General features: G+C 68.9%; 19 protein-coding genes and 1 pseudogene. 15 read left to right on the forward strand and 5 right to left on the reverse strand.

Going from position 1 to position 17,027, the window contains the following annotated elements:
• Positions 1-5 precede the first annotated feature (5 nt).
• On the reverse strand, positions 6-407 hold the full coding sequence (locus AB0946_RS27770) for a YciI family protein (RefSeq protein WP_366763364.1): 402 nt from the start codon (positions 405-407) through the stop codon (positions 6-8).
• Between the two features lie 254 nt (positions 408-661).
• On the opposite strand from AB0946_RS27770, the gene AB0946_RS27775 reads away from it, so the two are divergent.
• Both AB0946_RS27775 and AB0946_RS27780 read left to right on the forward strand, forming a co-directional pair.
• Positions 662-886 carry a hypothetical protein gene (locus tag AB0946_RS27775; RefSeq protein WP_366763365.1) on the forward strand — a complete coding sequence of 75 codons (225 nt, stop codon included), beginning with the start codon at positions 662-664 and terminating at the stop codon, positions 884-886.
• A 1,284-nt stretch (positions 887-2,170) separates the two neighbouring features.
• The gene (locus tag AB0946_RS27780) at positions 2,171-2,644 is read left to right on the forward strand and encodes a hypothetical protein (protein WP_366763367.1); all 474 of its coding nucleotides are present in this window, start codon (positions 2,171-2,173) and stop codon (positions 2,642-2,644) included.
• Positions 2,645-2,685: 41 nt separating this feature from the next.
• Here the strand turns inward: AB0946_RS27780 and AB0946_RS27785 are convergent.
• Positions 2,686-2,877: pseudogene (locus tag AB0946_RS27785) on the reverse strand (IS30 family transposase); the annotation flags it as partial.
• 69 nt (positions 2,878-2,946) lie between these two features.
• Between AB0946_RS27785 and AB0946_RS27790 the strand changes: the two are divergent.
• Complete coding sequence (locus AB0946_RS27790) at positions 2,947-3,261, forward strand: DUF6228 family protein (protein ID WP_366763368.1); 315 nt, start codon at positions 2,947-2,949, stop codon at positions 3,259-3,261.
• Between the two features lie 264 nt (positions 3,262-3,525).
• Here AB0946_RS27790 and AB0946_RS27795 read toward each other — a convergent pair whose 3' ends face one another.
• Positions 3,526-4,806, reverse strand: a complete 1,281-nt coding sequence (locus AB0946_RS27795) for a beta-ketoacyl-[acyl-carrier-protein] synthase family protein (RefSeq protein ID WP_366763370.1) — start codon at positions 4,804-4,806, stop codon at positions 3,526-3,528.
• A gap of 164 nt (positions 4,807-4,970) precedes the next feature.
• On the opposite strand from AB0946_RS27795, the gene AB0946_RS27800 reads away from it, so the two are divergent.
• Together AB0946_RS27800 and AB0946_RS27805 are read left to right on the forward strand one after the other, a co-directional pair.
• The gene (locus AB0946_RS27800; protein WP_366763371.1) at positions 4,971-5,831 is read left to right on the forward strand and encodes a helix-turn-helix domain-containing protein; all 861 of its coding nucleotides are present in this window, start codon (positions 4,971-4,973) and stop codon (positions 5,829-5,831) included.
• 244 nt (positions 5,832-6,075) lie between these two features.
• Entirely contained in the window at positions 6,076-6,741 is a 666-nt protein-coding gene (locus tag AB0946_RS27805; protein WP_366763372.1) for a LuxR C-terminal-related transcriptional regulator, read from the forward strand.
• 68 nt (positions 6,742-6,809) lie between these two features.
• Here AB0946_RS27805 and AB0946_RS27810 read toward each other — a convergent pair whose 3' ends face one another.
• Complete coding sequence (locus AB0946_RS27810) at positions 6,810-7,787, reverse strand: aldo/keto reductase (RefSeq protein ID WP_366763373.1); 978 nt, start codon at positions 7,785-7,787, stop codon at positions 6,810-6,812.
• Positions 7,788-8,034: 247 nt separating this feature from the next.
• Between AB0946_RS27810 and AB0946_RS27815 the strand changes: the two genes are divergently transcribed.
• From AB0946_RS27815 to AB0946_RS27860, 10 genes are all read left to right on the forward strand, one after another.
• Complete coding sequence (locus tag AB0946_RS27815) at positions 8,035-8,496, forward strand: hotdog fold thioesterase (protein WP_366763441.1); 462 nt, start codon at positions 8,035-8,037, stop codon at positions 8,494-8,496.
• 11 nt (positions 8,497-8,507) lie between these two features.
• A complete protein-coding gene (locus tag AB0946_RS27820; protein ID WP_366763374.1) occupies positions 8,508-9,524 on the forward strand; it encodes an AvrD family protein in 1,017 nt (338 codons plus the stop codon).
• A complete protein-coding gene (locus AB0946_RS27825; protein ID WP_366763375.1) occupies positions 9,521-10,522 on the forward strand; it encodes a beta-ketoacyl-ACP synthase III in 1,002 nt (333 codons plus the stop codon). Before AB0946_RS27820 ends, AB0946_RS27825 begins: the two co-directional genes overlap by 4 nt.
• Positions 10,523-10,595: 73 nt before the next feature.
• Positions 10,596-10,859, forward strand: a complete 264-nt coding sequence (locus tag AB0946_RS27830; RefSeq protein ID WP_366763376.1) for a phosphopantetheine-binding protein — start codon at positions 10,596-10,598, stop codon at positions 10,857-10,859.
• Between the two features lie 4 nt (positions 10,860-10,863).
• Positions 10,864-11,556: a histidine phosphatase family protein gene (locus AB0946_RS27835; RefSeq protein ID WP_366763377.1), complete on the forward strand. Its 693-nt coding sequence runs from the start codon at positions 10,864-10,866 to the stop codon at positions 11,554-11,556.
• Complete coding sequence (locus AB0946_RS27840; protein ID WP_366763378.1) at positions 11,553-11,846, forward strand: putative quinol monooxygenase; 294 nt, start codon at positions 11,553-11,555, stop codon at positions 11,844-11,846. Before AB0946_RS27835 ends, AB0946_RS27840 begins: the two co-directional genes overlap by 4 nt.
• A gap of 15 nt (positions 11,847-11,861) precedes the next feature.
• Positions 11,862-13,415, forward strand: coding sequence for an FAD-dependent monooxygenase (locus AB0946_RS27845; RefSeq protein ID WP_366763379.1), 1,554 nt, complete (start codon positions 11,862-11,864; stop codon positions 13,413-13,415).
• 34 nt (positions 13,416-13,449) lie between these two features.
• The gene (locus tag AB0946_RS27850) at positions 13,450-14,004 is read left to right on the forward strand and encodes a carboxymuconolactone decarboxylase family protein (RefSeq protein WP_366763380.1); all 555 of its coding nucleotides are present in this window, start codon (positions 13,450-13,452) and stop codon (positions 14,002-14,004) included.
• Between the two features lie 10 nt (positions 14,005-14,014).
• Positions 14,015-14,995, forward strand: a complete 981-nt coding sequence (locus AB0946_RS27855) for an aldo/keto reductase (protein WP_366763381.1) — start codon at positions 14,015-14,017, stop codon at positions 14,993-14,995.
• 17 nt (positions 14,996-15,012) lie between these two features.
• Positions 15,013-15,960: a ketoacyl-ACP synthase III family protein gene (locus AB0946_RS27860; RefSeq protein ID WP_366763382.1), complete on the forward strand. Its 948-nt coding sequence runs from the start codon at positions 15,013-15,015 to the stop codon at positions 15,958-15,960.
• Between the two features lie 67 nt (positions 15,961-16,027).
• Here the strand turns inward: AB0946_RS27860 and AB0946_RS27865 are convergent, their stop codons facing one another.
• Positions 16,028-16,897, reverse strand: coding sequence for a helix-turn-helix transcriptional regulator (locus tag AB0946_RS27865; RefSeq protein ID WP_366763383.1), 870 nt, complete (start codon positions 16,895-16,897; stop codon positions 16,028-16,030).
• Between the last annotated feature and the right edge of the window lie 130 nt (positions 16,898-17,027).

The following is a 17,027-nucleotide window of genomic DNA, read 5'->3' on the forward strand; positions in this document are numbered from 1 at the left end:
CCTGCTCACGCTTGGCCGAGCGGCCGGATGACGACGGGGTACGTGTTCGCGCCCTCGGGAACGGGGCACTGGGTGACCCGCGCGGCGATCTCCGTGACCCGCTCCAGGCTCTCGCACTCCAGGAGCCAGTAACCGGCGATCACTTCCTTGGTCTCGCCGTACGGCCCGTCGGTGATCACGGGCTTGCCGTCCGCGCCGGCGCTGACGAGGCGGGTCCTGGCAGGCTCGGCCAGCCCCTGGGCATCGATGAACTCACCCGTCTCGGCGAGGTCGTTGTTGATCGCCCCCATGTGCTGGAACATCGCCTGCATATCCTTGTCGCTCCAGGCGGGGAGACCGGCGTTGGGCTTGCCCGCCTGGGCCTCGTAGTCCGCCTGCGTGCCCTGCACCATCACCAGGTACTTCATGAGTCCGCTCCTTCGGCCCGGGCCGCCTCTGGTGGGCGACTCTCACAGGGGACGTCGGAGCCGGCCCGCGCTTCTCTACACGCTCGCGGAAGTTTTCTGTCTCCGCGAAGCCCTTCGTCACGATGCTCCCCTCGCGTGGACAACACGAGCCTGCCACGGGCGATCACCTGCTGACTAGCGCTTCGCCGCACAGCGGCCAGCTTGAACACCGCGCGGTATGGCCATCATCGAGGGTGATCGTCCAAGGCGGGTTGATGAGTGACAAGTACCCCTTCGAGATCACTGACGAGATGCGCCAGGCCGCGGACACGGCCCGGCGGCAGGGCCTACAGAAGGACCTGCGCACCCTAGCGGCCAACATCCGGGCCGACGCAGATGGCCACGACGACAGCTCGGAGCCCGGATGGCGGGCCGGAGTCGGGTGGACGCTGCTGTGGATCCAGAAGGCCGCCAGCCAGCTGACCGAGGGCCGGTCGTAGGAGGCAGGGCAGCGGCCGGTGGAAAGGATCCGATGTGACGTGGAGCTGCCGGGGCCGATGCTGAGCACTGCCGTACCCACGCCGGATCTGCAGCCGGGCTGGGCAGGCGAGCCGAAGTGGGACGGGTTCCGGGCGGCCGTCTTGGCCGACGCGGGCAGAGACGGGCAGCTCGCCGGCCTGGGACGCAGGGCGGGCAGCGGCTCGGCGCAGCCGAGGACCGAGAACGGCGGGACGGCGGCGACAGGCGGCACGCGCGGGCACGGCGGGCACGGGCGGACGGCGGCGACAGGAACCGGCGGGCGCCCGAGCCGGCAGCCCATGGCACGACGGCTCACGGCCGACAGCCGACGGCGGCCGACGTAGCGGCCGGGCCGCGGCGGCCAGTAGTGGCCGGCGGCCGACAGGGCGGGCGGGACCCGGGGTCACAGCGGCAGGCCGCCGCCGCCCGGCACGAGGCCGCCGACGGAGACGGGCCGGCGGCCGGGCGCAGCCCGCGGCCGGGACGGGCCCTGTGACGGCCTAGTAGGGCCGAGGAATGAGGCAGAGGCGGCCGTGGCGGGCGCGGCAGGGGGACGGCCGGACATCAGGCCGGCGGCGGAGGTGACTGAGGCAGGCCGCTCGGCGGCGCTGCCGGGCGGAGACGGGCGGCGAGCGGCGGCGCGGGAGTTGGGAAGTGGAGGCGGCAGCACGGCGGTCCGAGATGAGGCCCAGGAGCACCGCACAGCCCCGTACCGACGCGAACCACTCGCAGATCGTCATCGCCCAGCCGGGCGACCAGCACGCCGGCTCAGCAGGTCATCGACGAGGCGAGCAGGAAGCGGGAGGGCCATGAAGCACCCGGACGAACTGAAGGACTCCTCCCGCCGAGCCGGGAAGCCACATACCGCCGACCAGCGCCCGGGCCACGGCCGCCGAGCAGCCCTCGGCTCCGCTCCCCGGCGCCCGTGTGACCGCCTCACACCAGCACCGCTCACCACAACGCCTCCTCTGCCGGCCGGCAGACGGGATACAGGTCATGCAGCGCACACCGCACGATGGCGCGCGGCCAGGAACCTACGGCACGAACCGGGACGGCGCACGGGGCGCACGACAAGCAGCAACTCGGCGCGGGCGGCCGGTCGCAGGCCCACCCCGCGGGGACGGGACACAGCGGGCCGAGCCGCAGGACGACGGTGCAGCGTACGCCTGCCAACAACATGATCATGAGCTCCCCCGAAAGTTATAATCCGCTGCTGCCCTGCCGCCTCCCGTGAGTTCGGGCTGCCGGCCCTTCGAGAGGATGACGTGATCAAGCGAGTGCACAAGGTCGCCGGGATGATCGTGACGGCAGTCGTCGTCCTGTCCGGATGCGGTGGTACGAAGTCCGGTGAGGCGAAGCCCTCTTCGAAGCCTACGTCGACTGCGGCGGCAAACTCGGACAGCCTGTCCGACACGACCGGCACTCGTGGCACCAATGGCCGAGCCGAGCCGCCACTCGACGGCAATTGGGTCCATCTCGACCGCGGAAGCTTCGCGCGACTCCTCATCGATGACCGGAAAGTCGAACTGTTCAGCGGACACCACTGTCGAGGTAGAGCCTCCAAAGAGGACGGACTGTGGGTCCTCAGACTCAAATGCGATGACGGCGATACTGATCGGACCGTAGGGCGGGTCTACGCGCTGTCGTCGAAGACCATGACCGTCGGTTGGGACGGGTTCGGAGGAGACATCTTCCAGCAGACCGAACGCCCAACTGGCAAGGCCAGCACGGCCGAGTAGAGCCACCGGCCTGCGGTCCACGATATTGAGAGGTCGGCTTCCGACCCGCGCTGCCAGGAACTGGCCGAGTCGCAGAAGTAGCCCGGGATGTCCGTAGCGACGGCGGACTCGCGGTGGCGGCCCATCTCACTGCCCTGGTTCCAGGTCAGTGACCGCTTCGGGTGAGCAGGCAGGCTCTGGACGCTCTCGATCAGGGCGTCGCGCACCAGCTCGGTGCCGTACGTCCTGACTGGGGCGCGGCAGTTCCAGGTCCGGTTCGGGGCCGGCGGTGCGGGCCGGCGGTACGCTTCCCGACCCCCCGCGTGGTGGAGGCCGTTGCTGATGGTGTGCGTGCACGGCTGGAGAACGTGACCGTCACCGTCTGGGATGACATGAGCGAGTTCTTCGACGGCCTCGCGCGCGACTTCCGTGGCTGGGATGGAGAGCGGGTCTGGATCAACACCCACCTGGTGGTGACGGCGACCTTCGGCTCGGGAGGTCATGTGTATTTGGACTGGACGCTTCGGTCCGGCTTCTTTCCCGGCGACTGGAAGTGCACGGTGACGACCGTACTCGAAGCCGGTGAAGGGATGACGGCTGTAGCTGCGGACCTGCGGGAATTCCTGCGCCAAGGGTAGGTCACCAACGTCGCCCTGCAGGCCCTCCCGCGTCGTGAACTTCCCCTTCTCCATCAGGAAGCCGGGCGGCGCTGCGTTGGCGTAGTCGCCGAGGATCTGCATCAGCGCCTCGAGCAGCACGGACTTGCCGTTGGCTTACCACCCCCACTGGACCGCCTCATGTGGACACGTTGGAGTACCTTTGCAGGAAGAGATCGACCGGTGTAAGGGGGACAGTGATCGCCTCATGGTCACGTCCCCCATACACCGGTGTGCGCCGCCGGGTTAGCGGCGGCGCAGGGCCAGGACCGCGTTGTGGCCGCCGAAGCCGAACGAGTTGGACAGAGCCAGGTCACCGTGGGATGGCAGGGGTCGGGCGACGATCCTGACTGGGTCCAGCGGCATCGCGTCGTCGAGGTCGTCACAACCGATGGTGGGCGGGATGATCCCGTGGTGCAGGGTCAGGGCCGTCGCCACGGCCTCCACCCCGCCGGCCGCCCCCTGGAGGTGCCCGAGGTGTCCCTTGAGTGCGGTGACCGGTACGGCGACGGTGCCGTCCGGGCCGCCGAAGACGGTCCGCAGTGCGGTCGCCTCCGCGCGGTCGCCCTCGATGGTCGCGGTGGCGTGTGCGTTGATGTGCATCACGTCCCCGGTGTCCGCGCCGGCGTCCGCCACAGCACGCCGCAGCGCGGTGGCAACCCCGCGGCCGGCCGGGTCGGGCGCGGCGATGTGGTGTGCGTCGGCCGACAGGCCCCAGCCGGCGGCCTCGCAGTATATTCGGGCGCCGCGGGCCAGCGCGTGTTCCTCCGACTCCAGGACCAGCAGGCCTGCCCCCTCGCTGTTCACGAAGCCGTCTCGGTCCTTGGCGAACGGGCGAGATGCGTTTTCGGGTTCGTCGTTACGGCCTGACAGCGCGCGCATCGCTGTGAAGGCGGCCATGACCTCGGGCGTCACGGCGGCCTCCGCTCCGCCGGCGAGCACGATGTCGAGCCGTCCGTACCGTATTCGGTCGATGGCTTGGCCGATGGCCTCGGTTCCGGAGGCGCAGGCACTGACGACGGTGCGTGCCTCCCCGGTGATGTGCAGGTCGAGTGAGATCTGCGAGGCCGCCTGGGACGGCACCGTCATGGGCGCGGTCAGCGGGGGAACGGCCCGTACGCCGCGCTCCCGCAGTTTTCTGTCGCCGTCGAGGAGGACGTGCGCGCCACCGATGATGGTGCCGACGCTCACGCCGACGCGCTGTGGATCGACCCCGCTGTCGCGGGTTCCGCCTTCGGCTAAGCCCGCGTCCCGCCATGCCTCGCGGGCCGCGATGAGCGCGAACCGGGCGGCCCGGTTCATTCGCCGTGCCTGCGGCCCGGGCAGCAGGTCAGCCGGGTCGACGGGCACCGTGCCCGCGATGCGGACGGGGAGGCCGGCGAACTCCGGTGCGGACAGTGGGCGGATGCCCGAACGGCCAGCTAGGAGTCCTTCCCACAGTGTCCCGGCGCCCACGCCGAGCGGGGTGACCGCACCTACTCCGGTCACTACCACGCGGCGGCTTCCGGGTTCCGCTTTGCATGCCATGGCAATCGATTTCCCTTCGGTTGTGTTTCTCTCTCGTGTTGTTTTCTCGCCGCTGGTCGAACGCTGTTCGCCCGACAGCATTCGGGCCGGCTGCGGCTGGGAGAGCGGTGACGGATCCGGTTAGAGTTAGTTCTTGCGGTCACGCAGCACGAACGGGGGAAAGCATGACTGAACTGAATAAATCAGGCATACCCGAGACGCATGACACCGGACTGGGGGAAGCAAGAACCGGGCGATGCGAGCCGGAGGAACCCGAACCGGTCGAATACCAACTGGAATTCGCCGATCTCCCGGGACTGCTGCGCGCTTGGCGGTTCGAAGCGGGTAAGAAACTCGGCCGCAGCAAGGCGCTTCCCCAGAAAGAGGTCGCTCACCGGATGGGCGTGAGCGAGCGCTGGTATCGCTCGTTAGAGAGTGGGGCGAATGTCCCGCTGACCCTGGACACGCTGACCCGTCTCGCGGACGCACTGCTGCTCGGACCGGACGAGCGTACGGCGCTGTACTGGTACCGGTTGAGCGAGGTCTCGGACGAACAGCCGGCGAAGAACAGTGACAGCAGGTTCGACCGGCTCACGGAGTTCGTCCACGCGCAGACAACGTTTCCGACCTATCTCATCGACCACGCGTGGAACCTCATCGCCTACAACGACCTTATGGCCCGGTGGTTTCCTTGGGTCCGTGCACCGCAGGCCAATCTCATGCGGTGGGTCCTGGACAGCGCTGAGGCCCGGGACCGGATAGTGGACTGGGAGCGGCAGGCGTCCTTGTACCTCGCCCAGTTGAGGTTCGCTCTCATCCGGACGCCGGACGACCCGACGCTCACGGGGCTGCTGACAACGGCGCTGCGCGACCCAGTATGCCGGGAGCTGTGGGATGCCGGACCACGCATCATTGCGTTTCGGCAGGGCGGACGTTTCCGCCTGTCACTCCCCCATGTTTCGCAGGCCGAGTTCACTGTCACTGCTCAGGTCCTCCTCCCTGCTTACCGCCCGGGTGTCCGTCTCGTCACACTGCTGCCGGCGTGACGGCACCCGTCGCGGAGTCACTTTACACAAAGAGGAGGATCCGCAAAGCGGCAAAAATTTGCCGCTTGACAGGCTCTGGAGCTCCCTGCAATCTCAGTCAGGCCGGCCCTGGCGGCCGAGCGGTTCCGTCCGGCCATTGGACGCAACGAGGTCGAGTGCTTGCCGAGTTGGTCCATGGCAGACGGTGTTTACGCTGAATTCGCGTTAATCCTTTTCGCTGCAGAATGGTGACATGGAAAGCGCATTGATCATCGAGTCCGACCCGGCTCGGACAGCATTACGGCCCTTGACCGGCTCCGATGCCATCGCGGGTCTGCTGGACGCGCTGCGCCGGCGCGCGGTGCGCGAGCTGCGCCTCGCGCTGCCCCGCCGTCCCTACGACCGCCGGGTGAGGGAGCAAGCCGCCCTGCTGAGCGCCGAACTCGTGGACCGGGGGGCGCGGGTGCGCGTCCTGCATCTGGCGGACTTCGCGCGCGACCCTGGGTATGCCCTCAGCACTCGGCGGATTGCCGCCTCGGGGGCCTGGATGAGGGCCCTGCCCGACCTGCCGGTGTGGATGGCTGTTGTCGACCGTGACCTGGCGATCGTCCCGTCGGACCCGGACCTGAAAGACGCCCCAGCCGTCCTGTTGCGGGGGCGTGCCCTGGTGGGCGCCTATCAGACGCTGTTCGACCAGGTGTGGATGCACGCCTCCGCCTCCGCCTGCGCCGGGGAGCGGCAGGCGCTGAACGAACGGGAGCGGGAAACTCTGCAACTGCTCGCCGAGGGGCTGACCGATGAGGGCATCGCCCGCCGGACCGGACTGTCCGTTCGAACCGTCCGGCGGATCATCGCGAGCGTGATGTCCAGGCTGGGAGCCAGCAGCCGCTTCCAGGCGGGGATGGAAGCGGCCCGTCGTCAGTGGATCTGACCGGCGTCGCCGGTCCCTGCGGTGAGGTGGCCGACCCCAGAGGCAAGGCGACCAGCCCCGGGGCGGCGCTACAGTCCAGTGCGGGCCAGGTCGTGCTCGGAGTAGCGCTCACCGGCCGGTGGTGTGAGGGCGCCGAGGCGGACGAGCTGTTCCGGGGTGAGGACAACGGCGTCGGCGGCGGTGTTCTCCTCGACGCGGGCCACGCGCCGGGTGCCGGGGATCGGGACGATGTCGTCGCCCTGGGCAAGCAGCCAGGCCAGGGCGACCTGGGCAGGCGTGGCGCCGGCGTCCGCAGCCACGGCCTCCACCTCGTCCACGATCCGCAGATTCCGCTCGAAGTTGCCGTCGGCGAACCGGGGCGTTGTCAGCCGGAAGTCGTCCGGGTCGAACTCACCCTTGGAACGGATCGCACCGGTCAGGAACCCGCGGCCCAGTGGTGAGTAGGCGACGAGACCGATGCCCAGCTCGCGCAGGAGCGGCAGCAGCGGCTCGGCGGGCTGCCGGGACCATAGCGAGTACTCGGTCTGCACCGCGGTCACCGGGTGTACCGCGTGCGCGCGGCGGATGGTGTCCGCGCCGGCCTCTGACAGCCCGACGTACCGGACCTTTCCCTCCTGCACCAGCTCGGCCAGAACGGTCATCGTCTCCTCGATGGGCGTGGCCGGGTCGACGCGATGTTGGTAGTAGAGATCGATGCGGTCCGTGCCCAGCCTCCTGAGCGAGCCCTCGACTGCGGTGCGCACGTTGGCCGGTGAGCTGTCGAGCACGTTCGGGCCCGCGCCGGCGTGAGAGACCAGACCGAACTTGGTGGCGATCACGACGTCGTCGCGCCGGCCGGCCACTGCCTTGCCGACCAGCTCCTCGTTGGTGAACGGGCCGTAGATCTCTGCGGTGTCGATCAGGTCGACGCCGAGGTCCAGCGCCCGCCGGATGGTGCGGACGGCCTCCTCCTCGTCGCTGCCCGCCCCCGTGTAGTAGTCGGACATCGACATGGCGCCCAGACCGATGCGTGCGACATCGAGTCCACCCAGCGATACACGCTGCATGGCGACCGTGCTCCCTTCCTGTTGGTCAACTCGCCTGTGCTCAAGGATAGTCCGGCTCACGTACCGAAACGTTCCCAGGTTTCGGGCAGGTTACCGCCCGTGAACAAGTCTCCCGGGATTCGAGGTAATCCGTCATCGCGATGGCAGCAACATGACAGCCCTTTGGTCGCGATTCGATGTCGTGTTTGACTCGCAATTGCCCGCCGAGGCGGGCCGCCAAAAAGGGACAGGGAGTGTTATGCCGAACATGATGCTGGGGCCCGTAAGGGTGGACGGCGCATACGAAGGCGAACAACTTACCCGGCGCATGGGAATTGAGATAGTCACATGTGAACCGGGACTTGTCGTGGGCACCATGCCCGTCTCGGGCAATCGGCAGCCCCTGGGAATTCTGCACGGCGGCGCCAACGCCGTGCTCGCTGAAACTCTTGGTTCCGTTGCCGCTTTCCTGTACGCGGGTCCCGGCGGCAACGCCGTGGGGGTCGACCTGTCCTGCACGCACCACCGCTGGGTGTCCTCCGGCACCCTCACCGGCACGTGCCGGCCCCTGGATGAGCGGCAGGCCATGGCCTCATACGAGATCGCCATCACCGACGCCCGCGGCAACCGGACCTGCACCGCGCGGCTCACCTGCGTCATCCGGCGCGGCCGCAGGTCGGCCCCGTGCCCGGTGGCCGCCGGGCACCCATCACGCGACCTTCCCCGATGAACGGAGCACTGATGACCCTCACCTCAGCGCAGGCCGTATCGGCTTCCGTTGACGACCACCTCGGCCCGGCCGAGCAGCGCTTCTTCGGCCGCGGCTTCCGCCGGGTCACCTACGACATCGGCGAGGTTCGCCTCGCCCGTACCTCGGACGGCTCGCCACAGGCGCTCTCCTCGGTGGGCGTGCGCTACCCCTCCGACTGGTCCAAGAAGACCGTGGGCACCGATCTGCGCCCGCACTTCAGCACCGTCGACGGGATCGTCGTCACCACTCAGCTGGCCGAGGCGTGCCTGCGCTCACTCGGAATCGAACCTCGCGACGCCTGGCTGCGCTCGGTGCGGATGGCGGCCGGCAGCAACCCCCAGGAGGAGCTCGACGCGCTGCCGGCCGAAGCGACGCTGCGCCGTACCGACCCCGTCGCGGGCAACCCGGCGCGCGCGTTGTCCCGGGTGGACTGCGCGGTGGGCACCATGCGGGTGAGGTGCGAGATCGAGCATGGGCCGGCCGCGGGCCCGGTCGGCGAGAAGCCCGTCATACAGACCTCTCCCGACGCGCTCCTGGGCCCGGCAAAGGATCGATACTTCGGCACCGGGTTCACCACCCGGCGGCAGCTCATCCGCGATGTGCGAGTGGACCGGCGGACGCTGCGGGCTGACGCCGTGCTCTCCGTCGTACAGGAGGACGACACGCCTGTGCCTGCGGCGGGTGTCGAAGGGGCCCACCAGCCGTCGGTGTCGGTGATCGACGCGTTTGTGACGGCCCTTCAGCTCGCCCAGATCATGCTCTACGACCTCGACGGAATGCGCCGTGAGGACAGCGACACCCTGTGGATGCGGCAGACCACACTGACCGCTTCCCGCCCGGACCGTCCCGCGAAGGCAGTACCGGTGACGACACAACTGGACGACCCCGGCTTGCTGCACAGGGCGGACGGCACCTGGCGCACGCTGACCGTGCTGGGCGAGATGGCCGGCATCCACGTGCGCTCCGCGGTGACCCACCGGCTTCCGGAAGGGGGTGTGACGGCATGACCCGAGCGGCGGTGATCGCCGGCGTAGGCGGCCATGTGCCCCAGCGCGTGGTGACCAACGACGAACTTGCCCAGCGCCTGGACACCTCCGACGCGTGGATTCGCACCCGCACCGGCATCTCTCGGCGCCACGTCGTCGATGCAGGCACGACCACCAGCGACCTCGCTGTCGGGGCCGGCCTGCGCGCGCTGAAGAGCGCCGGTACCGACGGCGCCGACCTGGTGATCGTCGCCACGACGACACCCGACCGCCCCTGCCCGGCCACGGCCCCCGCCGTCGCCACCCGCCTGGGCCTGACCGACGTACCTGCGTATGACGTGGCGGCCGTGTGCTCCGGCTTCCTCTACGCCCTCCAGGCCGGCGCGGCCTCCGTGACCTCCGGGGTCGCCGAGCGGGTACTGGTCGTCGGGGCGGAGGCCTTCAGCACCATCCTGAATCCCGAGGACCGCACCACCTCTGTCATCTTCGGCGACGGGGCCGGCGCCATCCTGCTGCGGGCGGGCACGCGCGAGGAGCCGGGCGCCGTCCTGGACATGCATCTCGGCAGCGACGGCTCGATGGCCGACCTGATCACGGTCCGGGGCGGAGGCGCCGAGGAGCGCTCCCGAGGCGGCGAACCGCGCCCGGAGGACCGGTACTTCCGCATGGACGGCAGGGCCGTTTTCTTCACCGCGGTGCGCCGCATGGCCCAGTCCTCGCGCACCGTGCTGGCCCGCACTGGCTGGGAGGTCACCGACGTCGACCGGCTCGTGGCACACCAGGCCAACACTCGGATCATCCACGCCGTCGCCGAGCAGCTCGGGCTGCCGCCGGAGCGTGCCGTGCTCAACATCGACCGAGTCGGCAACACCTCGGCCGCCTCGATACCGCTCGCCCTCGCGGACGCCACAGCCGACGGCACGCTGGCCGCGGGACACCGGGTGCTGCTGACGGCCTTTGGCGGCGGTGCAACTTGGGGCTCGGCCACCCTGACCTGGCCCACCCTGCAAGCCGGCTGAGACGAGCGTGCATCGCCGACTCCCACCGACTTGCCCTGACTTCCTCGTCAACAACGACCAGTTGAGGTGACTCATGACCGGTTCCGTTTCCACGATGATCATCGAAATTCTCACCGGCAAGTTCGACATACCGGCCGAGGACGTTTCCCGGACCACCGTCTTCGACGACCTCGCAGTGGACTCCCTGACCCTGCTGGAGATGTCACTGCTGCTGGAGAAGCGGCTCGGCGTGTCCATCGCGGAGGGCGTACTGACCGCGGAGCAGACGATAGAGGAAGCCGCGCAGGCGATCGAGGCACTCGGCGCACCGGCGGCCGCCGGTCCGGCCGCAGCCTGAGCCCGTGCGCGTCGTCCTGCTCCGCCACGGACAGACCGACCGCAACGCCCAGGACCGCTTCCAGGCCCAGAGCGATATCCCTCTCAACGACGAGGGAACCCGGCAGGCTCAGCGGGCCGCGCGCTCGCTGCCGCCGACCGGCTGGGCCGCGGTGTACTCCTCGCCGCTGTCCCGGGCCACCCAGACCGCCGCCTACGCCGCCGGCCGACTAGACGTGCCCCACCACCGCGTCGAAGGCCTGCGCGAGCGTCATCTCGGCACGCTCGACGGTCTGCACCGCGCGGAGTTCGCGCGGCGCCACCCGGACACCATGCGGCGGCTGCTGACCGACCCCGGCTACGCCCCGCCGGGCGGCGAGAGCGGCCACACCGCCCTCGCCCGATTCCGCACCGCGCTGCACGAGGTGGTCACCGCCGAATACACGGCCGCGCTCGTCCTGGTCGTGGCCCACGGCGGTGTGCTCAACCTGCTGACCCGGGCACTGACCGTCGGCCGCGACGACCTGCCCGACGCCCTGGTCGGCACCTGCCGCGCGGTCTGCCTGGACACCGACTGGAGCACCGAAGGCCGCCTCCGCGTCGCCCTGCGCCGCTGGAACGCCGCCCCCGAGGAATGCGCCGAGCCGATGGCTGTCCCCGACCCCCTGCCCTTCGTCGACCTCTACGACCTCACCCTGAAGGAAGTGAGCCGTACATGAGTATCCAGATCACCGTCCGCTTTGACATCGAGCCCGACCGGATGGAGCGGGTCGTGGCCTCCTTCCAGAAACTCTGCGCCGCCACGCGACAGGAGGAGGGGGCGCTGCGGTTCGACGCGTTCCGGTCCGAGGAGCACCCGCACGTTGTCGTGCTGATCGAGGAGTGGGCCGACCAGGACGCCATCGACCTGCACATGAAGGAGGACTACGTCGCCGGCTTCCTCACCGAAGTGGACGGCGCCTTCGTCCGTCCGCCCCAGGTCGATCGCCTGCAGCCGCTCGGCGTCTGACCGGCGGTGGACGACATGCAGCGACCTCGCGTCCTGATCGTGGGTGCCGGTCCCGTCGGGATGGTGCTCGCCTGCGAGCTGCTCGCGCACGGGATACCGGCCGACGTCATCTCGAAGCAGCGCAGGCAGAGCCCCCACTCCCGGGCCACCATCCTGTGGCCTCGCGTCCTGGAGCTGCTGGACCGGGTGGGTGTAGGCCGGAAGCTGGTTGAAAGCGGTCACTACTTCGACCAGATGAACTACTACTCCAATAAGAAAATGATCGGCCTGATCCGGTTCGACCGTCTGCGGGGCGTCGGCTATCCGTTCGCCATCACCATTCCGCAGTGGCGCACCGAGGCGATCCTCGAGGACCACCTGACCGAGTTCGGCGGCACCATCGACTACGACACCACGTTCATCGACGGCGCCCAGGACAACGACGGCGTGACCTGCCGGCTCCGCCTACCTGACGGGCGGATTCAGCCGCGGCAGTATGACTACGTCGTCGGCGTCGACGGATACAGCAGCACCGTCCGCGAGGTCTTCGGCTTCCGTTTCGCGGGCCGTACCCTGCGTACCCGCCTGGCCATCACCGACGCCGAGATTCTGGGTGAGACCACCAGCAGCGAGGCTGCGTACTACCTGACCCGGACCGGCAACATGGTGCTGGCACCGCTGGGCGACGGGATCTTCCGGGTCGGTGCCAGCGTGCCCGACGACTACCCGGGAGACACCCCCGACCGCGCCTTCTTCGAGAAGCTGCTGGCCGAACGCGTCCCAGGCACGCGCCGGCTCGGCGAGATGAAGTTCAGCGGCATCTTCACCGCGCACGTTCGCTCCGCCAGCACCTACAGCCGTGGCCGGGTCTTCCTCGCCGGGGACGCGGCGCACGCGATGAGCCCCTCCGGGGCACAGGGCCTGAACACCGGTATCCAGGACGCGGTCAACCTCGGCTGGAAGCTCGCCGGGGTGGTCCGCGGCGACTACCGGCCGGAGCTGCTGGACAGCTACGACGCCGAACGCCGGCCCGCGGTCGACGAGGTGGCGGGCCTGTCCACCCGGCTGGCCCGGATAGGTCTGTACAGCACCCGGCACCAGACCCTCGCCCGCGATGCCGTGTACCGGCTCGGCACGGCGACCGGGGCGCTGGAGAAGGTCCTGGCGCCCAAGCTCGCTCAGATCGATACCCACTACGGGCCCCGCCCCCGCCGCCACACCCTGGTACCGGGAGAGCGGCTGCCGCTGGGCTGGCGGGCGACGAGCACGGAGCCGGTCCTCGCCGTCGACCGCTACACGGTGCTGCTCTGGCCGGGCCTGGAATACCGCCACGAGCACTGGACGAGGACCGTCGACGCCCTGCGCGCCAAGGTGAGTGGTGTCCGCCTCACCGACCTGGGCGGCCGCCCGCCCGGCCTGCTCCTCGCCAAGCTCGGCCGGCCGGCCCAGGCACTGGTGATCCGCCCGGACGGTCACCTCGACGCCCTCGTGCCCCTGGACGGCGATCCCGAGTCGGCCGTGCACACGGTGACCCGGGCGCTGGCCCGCCATATGCACGACGCGGCACCCCTCACCGCCGTAGCCGCATGACCTGATGAACCCCGCACAGAACAAGGAGACGCCCATGGCCCCCCGTGTCACCCTCCCCGCCGTCGCCGACATGACGCCCGAACAGCGCGCGGTGTACGACAAGTTCCAGTCCAATCTGACCCGTGCGCTGCTGCTGACCAAGAACTCGGCCGCCGCCCACCTCGCACTCGGCGCCACCTTCACCGTCGGGCTGCTGACCCTGCGGGACCGCGAGGTGATCGTGCTGCGCGTGGCCAAGCTGCGCGACAGCGAGTTCGAGCGCATGCTGCACTACCCGCTTGCCAAGCAGGCCGGCCTGACCGACGTGGAGATCAAGGCGATCGAGGAAGGCCACTACGACGAGATGCCCGCCGACCGCGCCGCGCTGGTCCGCTACGTCACTGAGTGCATGGTCGACCACCGGGCGAGCGAAGAGGCGTTCCACGCCCTGCGTGCCTTCTACTCGCAGAACGAGATCGCCGAGATCACGCACCTCGCCGGGCACAGCGCCATGACCGCCATGTACCTGGCGAGCCTCGACATCCCGCTCGATGAGGGCGTCACCTCCTGGGGCCGTCTGACCGAGGTCCAGGACGAGGTCGAGGGCTGAGGTAACCGACGTGCAATACGTGCGGCTGGGCTCGTCCGGTTTGAAGGTGTCCCGTCTCGCGTTGGGCTGCATGAGCTACGGCGAGTCCCATCTCGGCACCCACCCGTGGTCGCTGCCCGAGGAGGAGAGCCTGCCGTTCTTCGCGCAGGCTCTCGAGCTGGGTATCAACTTCTTCGACACCGCGAACATCTACTCCCTCGGCACCAGCGAGGAGTACCTCGGACGTGCGATCAGAAAGCTGACCCGGCGTGAGGACGTGGTCATCGCCACGAAGGTGTACGAGAAGCTCACCGACAACCCCCTGTCCGGTGGCCTGTCCCGGTCGGCGATCATGCGTGAGCTCGACGCGAGCCTGCGCCGGCTGGACACCGACTACATCGATCTCTACATCGTCCACCGCTGGGACTACGACACCCCGATCGAGGAGACGATGGAGGCGCTGCACGACGTAGTCCGCGCCGGCAAGGTGCGCTACATCGGTGCCTCCTCGATGCACACCTGGCAGTTCGTCAAGGCGCAGTACACCGCCGATCTGCACGGGTGGACCCGGTTCGTGAGCATGCAGAACCACTACAACCTCATCAACCGCGAAGAGGAGCGGGAGATGCTGCCGTACTGCCTTGCGGAAGGCGTCGGCGTCACGCCATGGAGCCCGTTGGCCCGCGGTCGGCTGGCCCGCCCCTGGGACACGGAGTCGGCGCGCACCGCCCGCGACCCGGTGCAGGAGCGCTTCTACGGGCCGACCGAGCAGGCCGACCGGGCGGTCACGCGTGTGGTCGCGGATATCGCGGCCGAACGCGGCATCCCCATGGCCCAGGTGGCCCTCGCCTGGTTACTGCGGAAGCCGGCGGTCACGGCCCCTGTCGTCGGCGCGACCCGCCCGCACCACCTGAGGGACGCGGTGGCGGCCCTGGACGTGGTGCTCGACGACACCGAGCTGGCCCGGCTCGAGGCGCCCTACGTGCCGCACACCGTCGTGGAATACGTCTGATCGGTAGGTGGAGGAACATGGGAATAACCGACTACGCACTGGCGACGGCAAGCGGGAAGCGAAGCGTCGACGAGGTCGGCCGGGAGTCCGGGTACGGCCTCGACAAGCTGGGCAAGGTCCTGCCGTCGGGAAAGTTTTCGGTGCTGGCCGAGGGCGAGACCGTCTGGGGCCTGGGCCGGGACGCTGCCGCCCGGGTGCTGCAGCGCAACGCGGTGCCGCTCGACGAGATCGGTCTCGTTCTCTACGCGGGCTCCAGTGAGTGGGGCACCCCCTTCTGGTCGCCCGCGGCCAAGATCGCCCAAGAACTGGGCATCACTCAGGCGCACTGCTACGAGGTGTCCAACTTCTGCAACGCGGGCATGGTGGCCGTCAAGCTGGCGGACGACCAGGTGCGGGCGGGCACACACAAGTACGCGCTGGTCATCATCGCGGACCGGCTCAGCGAGCTCGTCGAGTACGGCACCGGCTACATCGAGCTGTTCAACTTCGCGGACGGCGCCGCCGCCGTGCTGATCTCCGCGAACACCAAGTACGAGGTCCTCGGTGCGGCGCACCACACGGACCCACGATGGGTGGACTCGTACTACGGGAAGATCAAGAACGGTGAGGTCAAGGTCGAGCGGGGCGAGAAGCTCGACGGGCTCAGCGATGCGTTCATAGACAACTTCACCACGCTGACGCACAAGGTCCTCGCCGGCATCGGACGGGAGGTGGCCGACGTGGCGTACTTCCTGGTCACGCACGGCAATCAGGACACGCATCGCGCGTATCTGGAGGCGCTCGGCGTGGATGCCTCCCGAAGCGTGTTCCAGTACCAGCTGGACGGACATCTCGGAGGGTGCGACCCGCTGCTGGCTCTGGAAGAGCTAGAGCGTGAAGACCGGATCGCTTCAGGCGATCTGGTGATCGCGGCCACGGCCGGCTCAGGCTTCACCTGGGGCGTGACGGCAATCCAGAGGGTGTAAGGAGCCGACGGGTGCGGGGTGGTGTCCCCGGGGGAGGTGACCCCGGGGACACCACCCTTCGTCGTCCTCAGCGGCGGTGCACCGAGTGGAGGTCCACGGTGAGGAGCTGCAGGGCCGCCTCGTGGGGGGAGTCCGGCTCTGCGTGGTAGAACTTCAGGATGTTGCCGTCCTGCAGATCCGCGGACTGGTACATCAGCTCCAGTTCGCCGACGACCGGATGGTCGAACAGCTTCGTCCCCTCGATACAGTTCGCCACCCGCTGCCGGCACCAGAGCTCAGCGAACTCCTCGCTTTGGATGGTCAGTTCACCGATCAGCTCGGCCAGCTGCGGATCGTGCCGGTGGTTGCCCGCGATGAACCTCAGATACGTCACGTTCGATTCCGACTCGGTGGCCCAGTCGGCGTACAGCGAACGGACGTTGTCGTCGAGGAAGTTCATCTTGATGATGTTCGGGCGGTGTTCGGCGTGCTCGGGCGCGTCGAAGTCCAGGTGCGCCGCGAAAAGCTGGTGGTAGAGCGGGTTCCAGGCCAGGATGTCGCAGCGGTAATTGAGGACAGCCGCCGCCACGTTGCCGAGGGACCCCACCAGCATCCTGGTGAAGGGGCTGAGCTGGTCGGCGCGGGGCGACGACTGCTGCGGATTCTGTACCGGCGTGCCGATCTTCAGCAGGTAGTCCCGCTCGTCCGGGCTCAGATCCAGGGCGCGGGCGATGGAGAGCAGGACCTGCGGTGAGGCGTGCGCAGTCTGCGACTGTTCCAGCCGGGTGTAATACGTCTGGCTGACACCCGCCAGCGCGGCCACTTCCTCACGGCGCAGTCCTGGCACCCGGCGCGAGCCGCGGGCTTGCAAGCCCATCTGTTCGGGACGGACGCGTTCACGCATCTGCCGCAGATAGCTGCCGAGGTCCGTGTTCACAATCTCTTCCACCCTTCTCATTATGAAGTCCCCCTGCGCGAACGCGAGATGGCTTCGGGCCGATGGCCCATGCGGCACGGGTGCCATGACAGCAGTCACGGCCGGGAGAGCGTTGACGGGGGATGGACCGCTCTCCCGGCCGTGAGTCTCA

Source organism: Streptomyces sp. NPDC046870 (assembly GCF_040704595.1).
Taxonomy (GTDB): domain Bacteria; phylum Actinomycetota; class Actinomycetes; order Streptomycetales; family Streptomycetaceae; genus Streptomyces; species Streptomyces argyrophylli.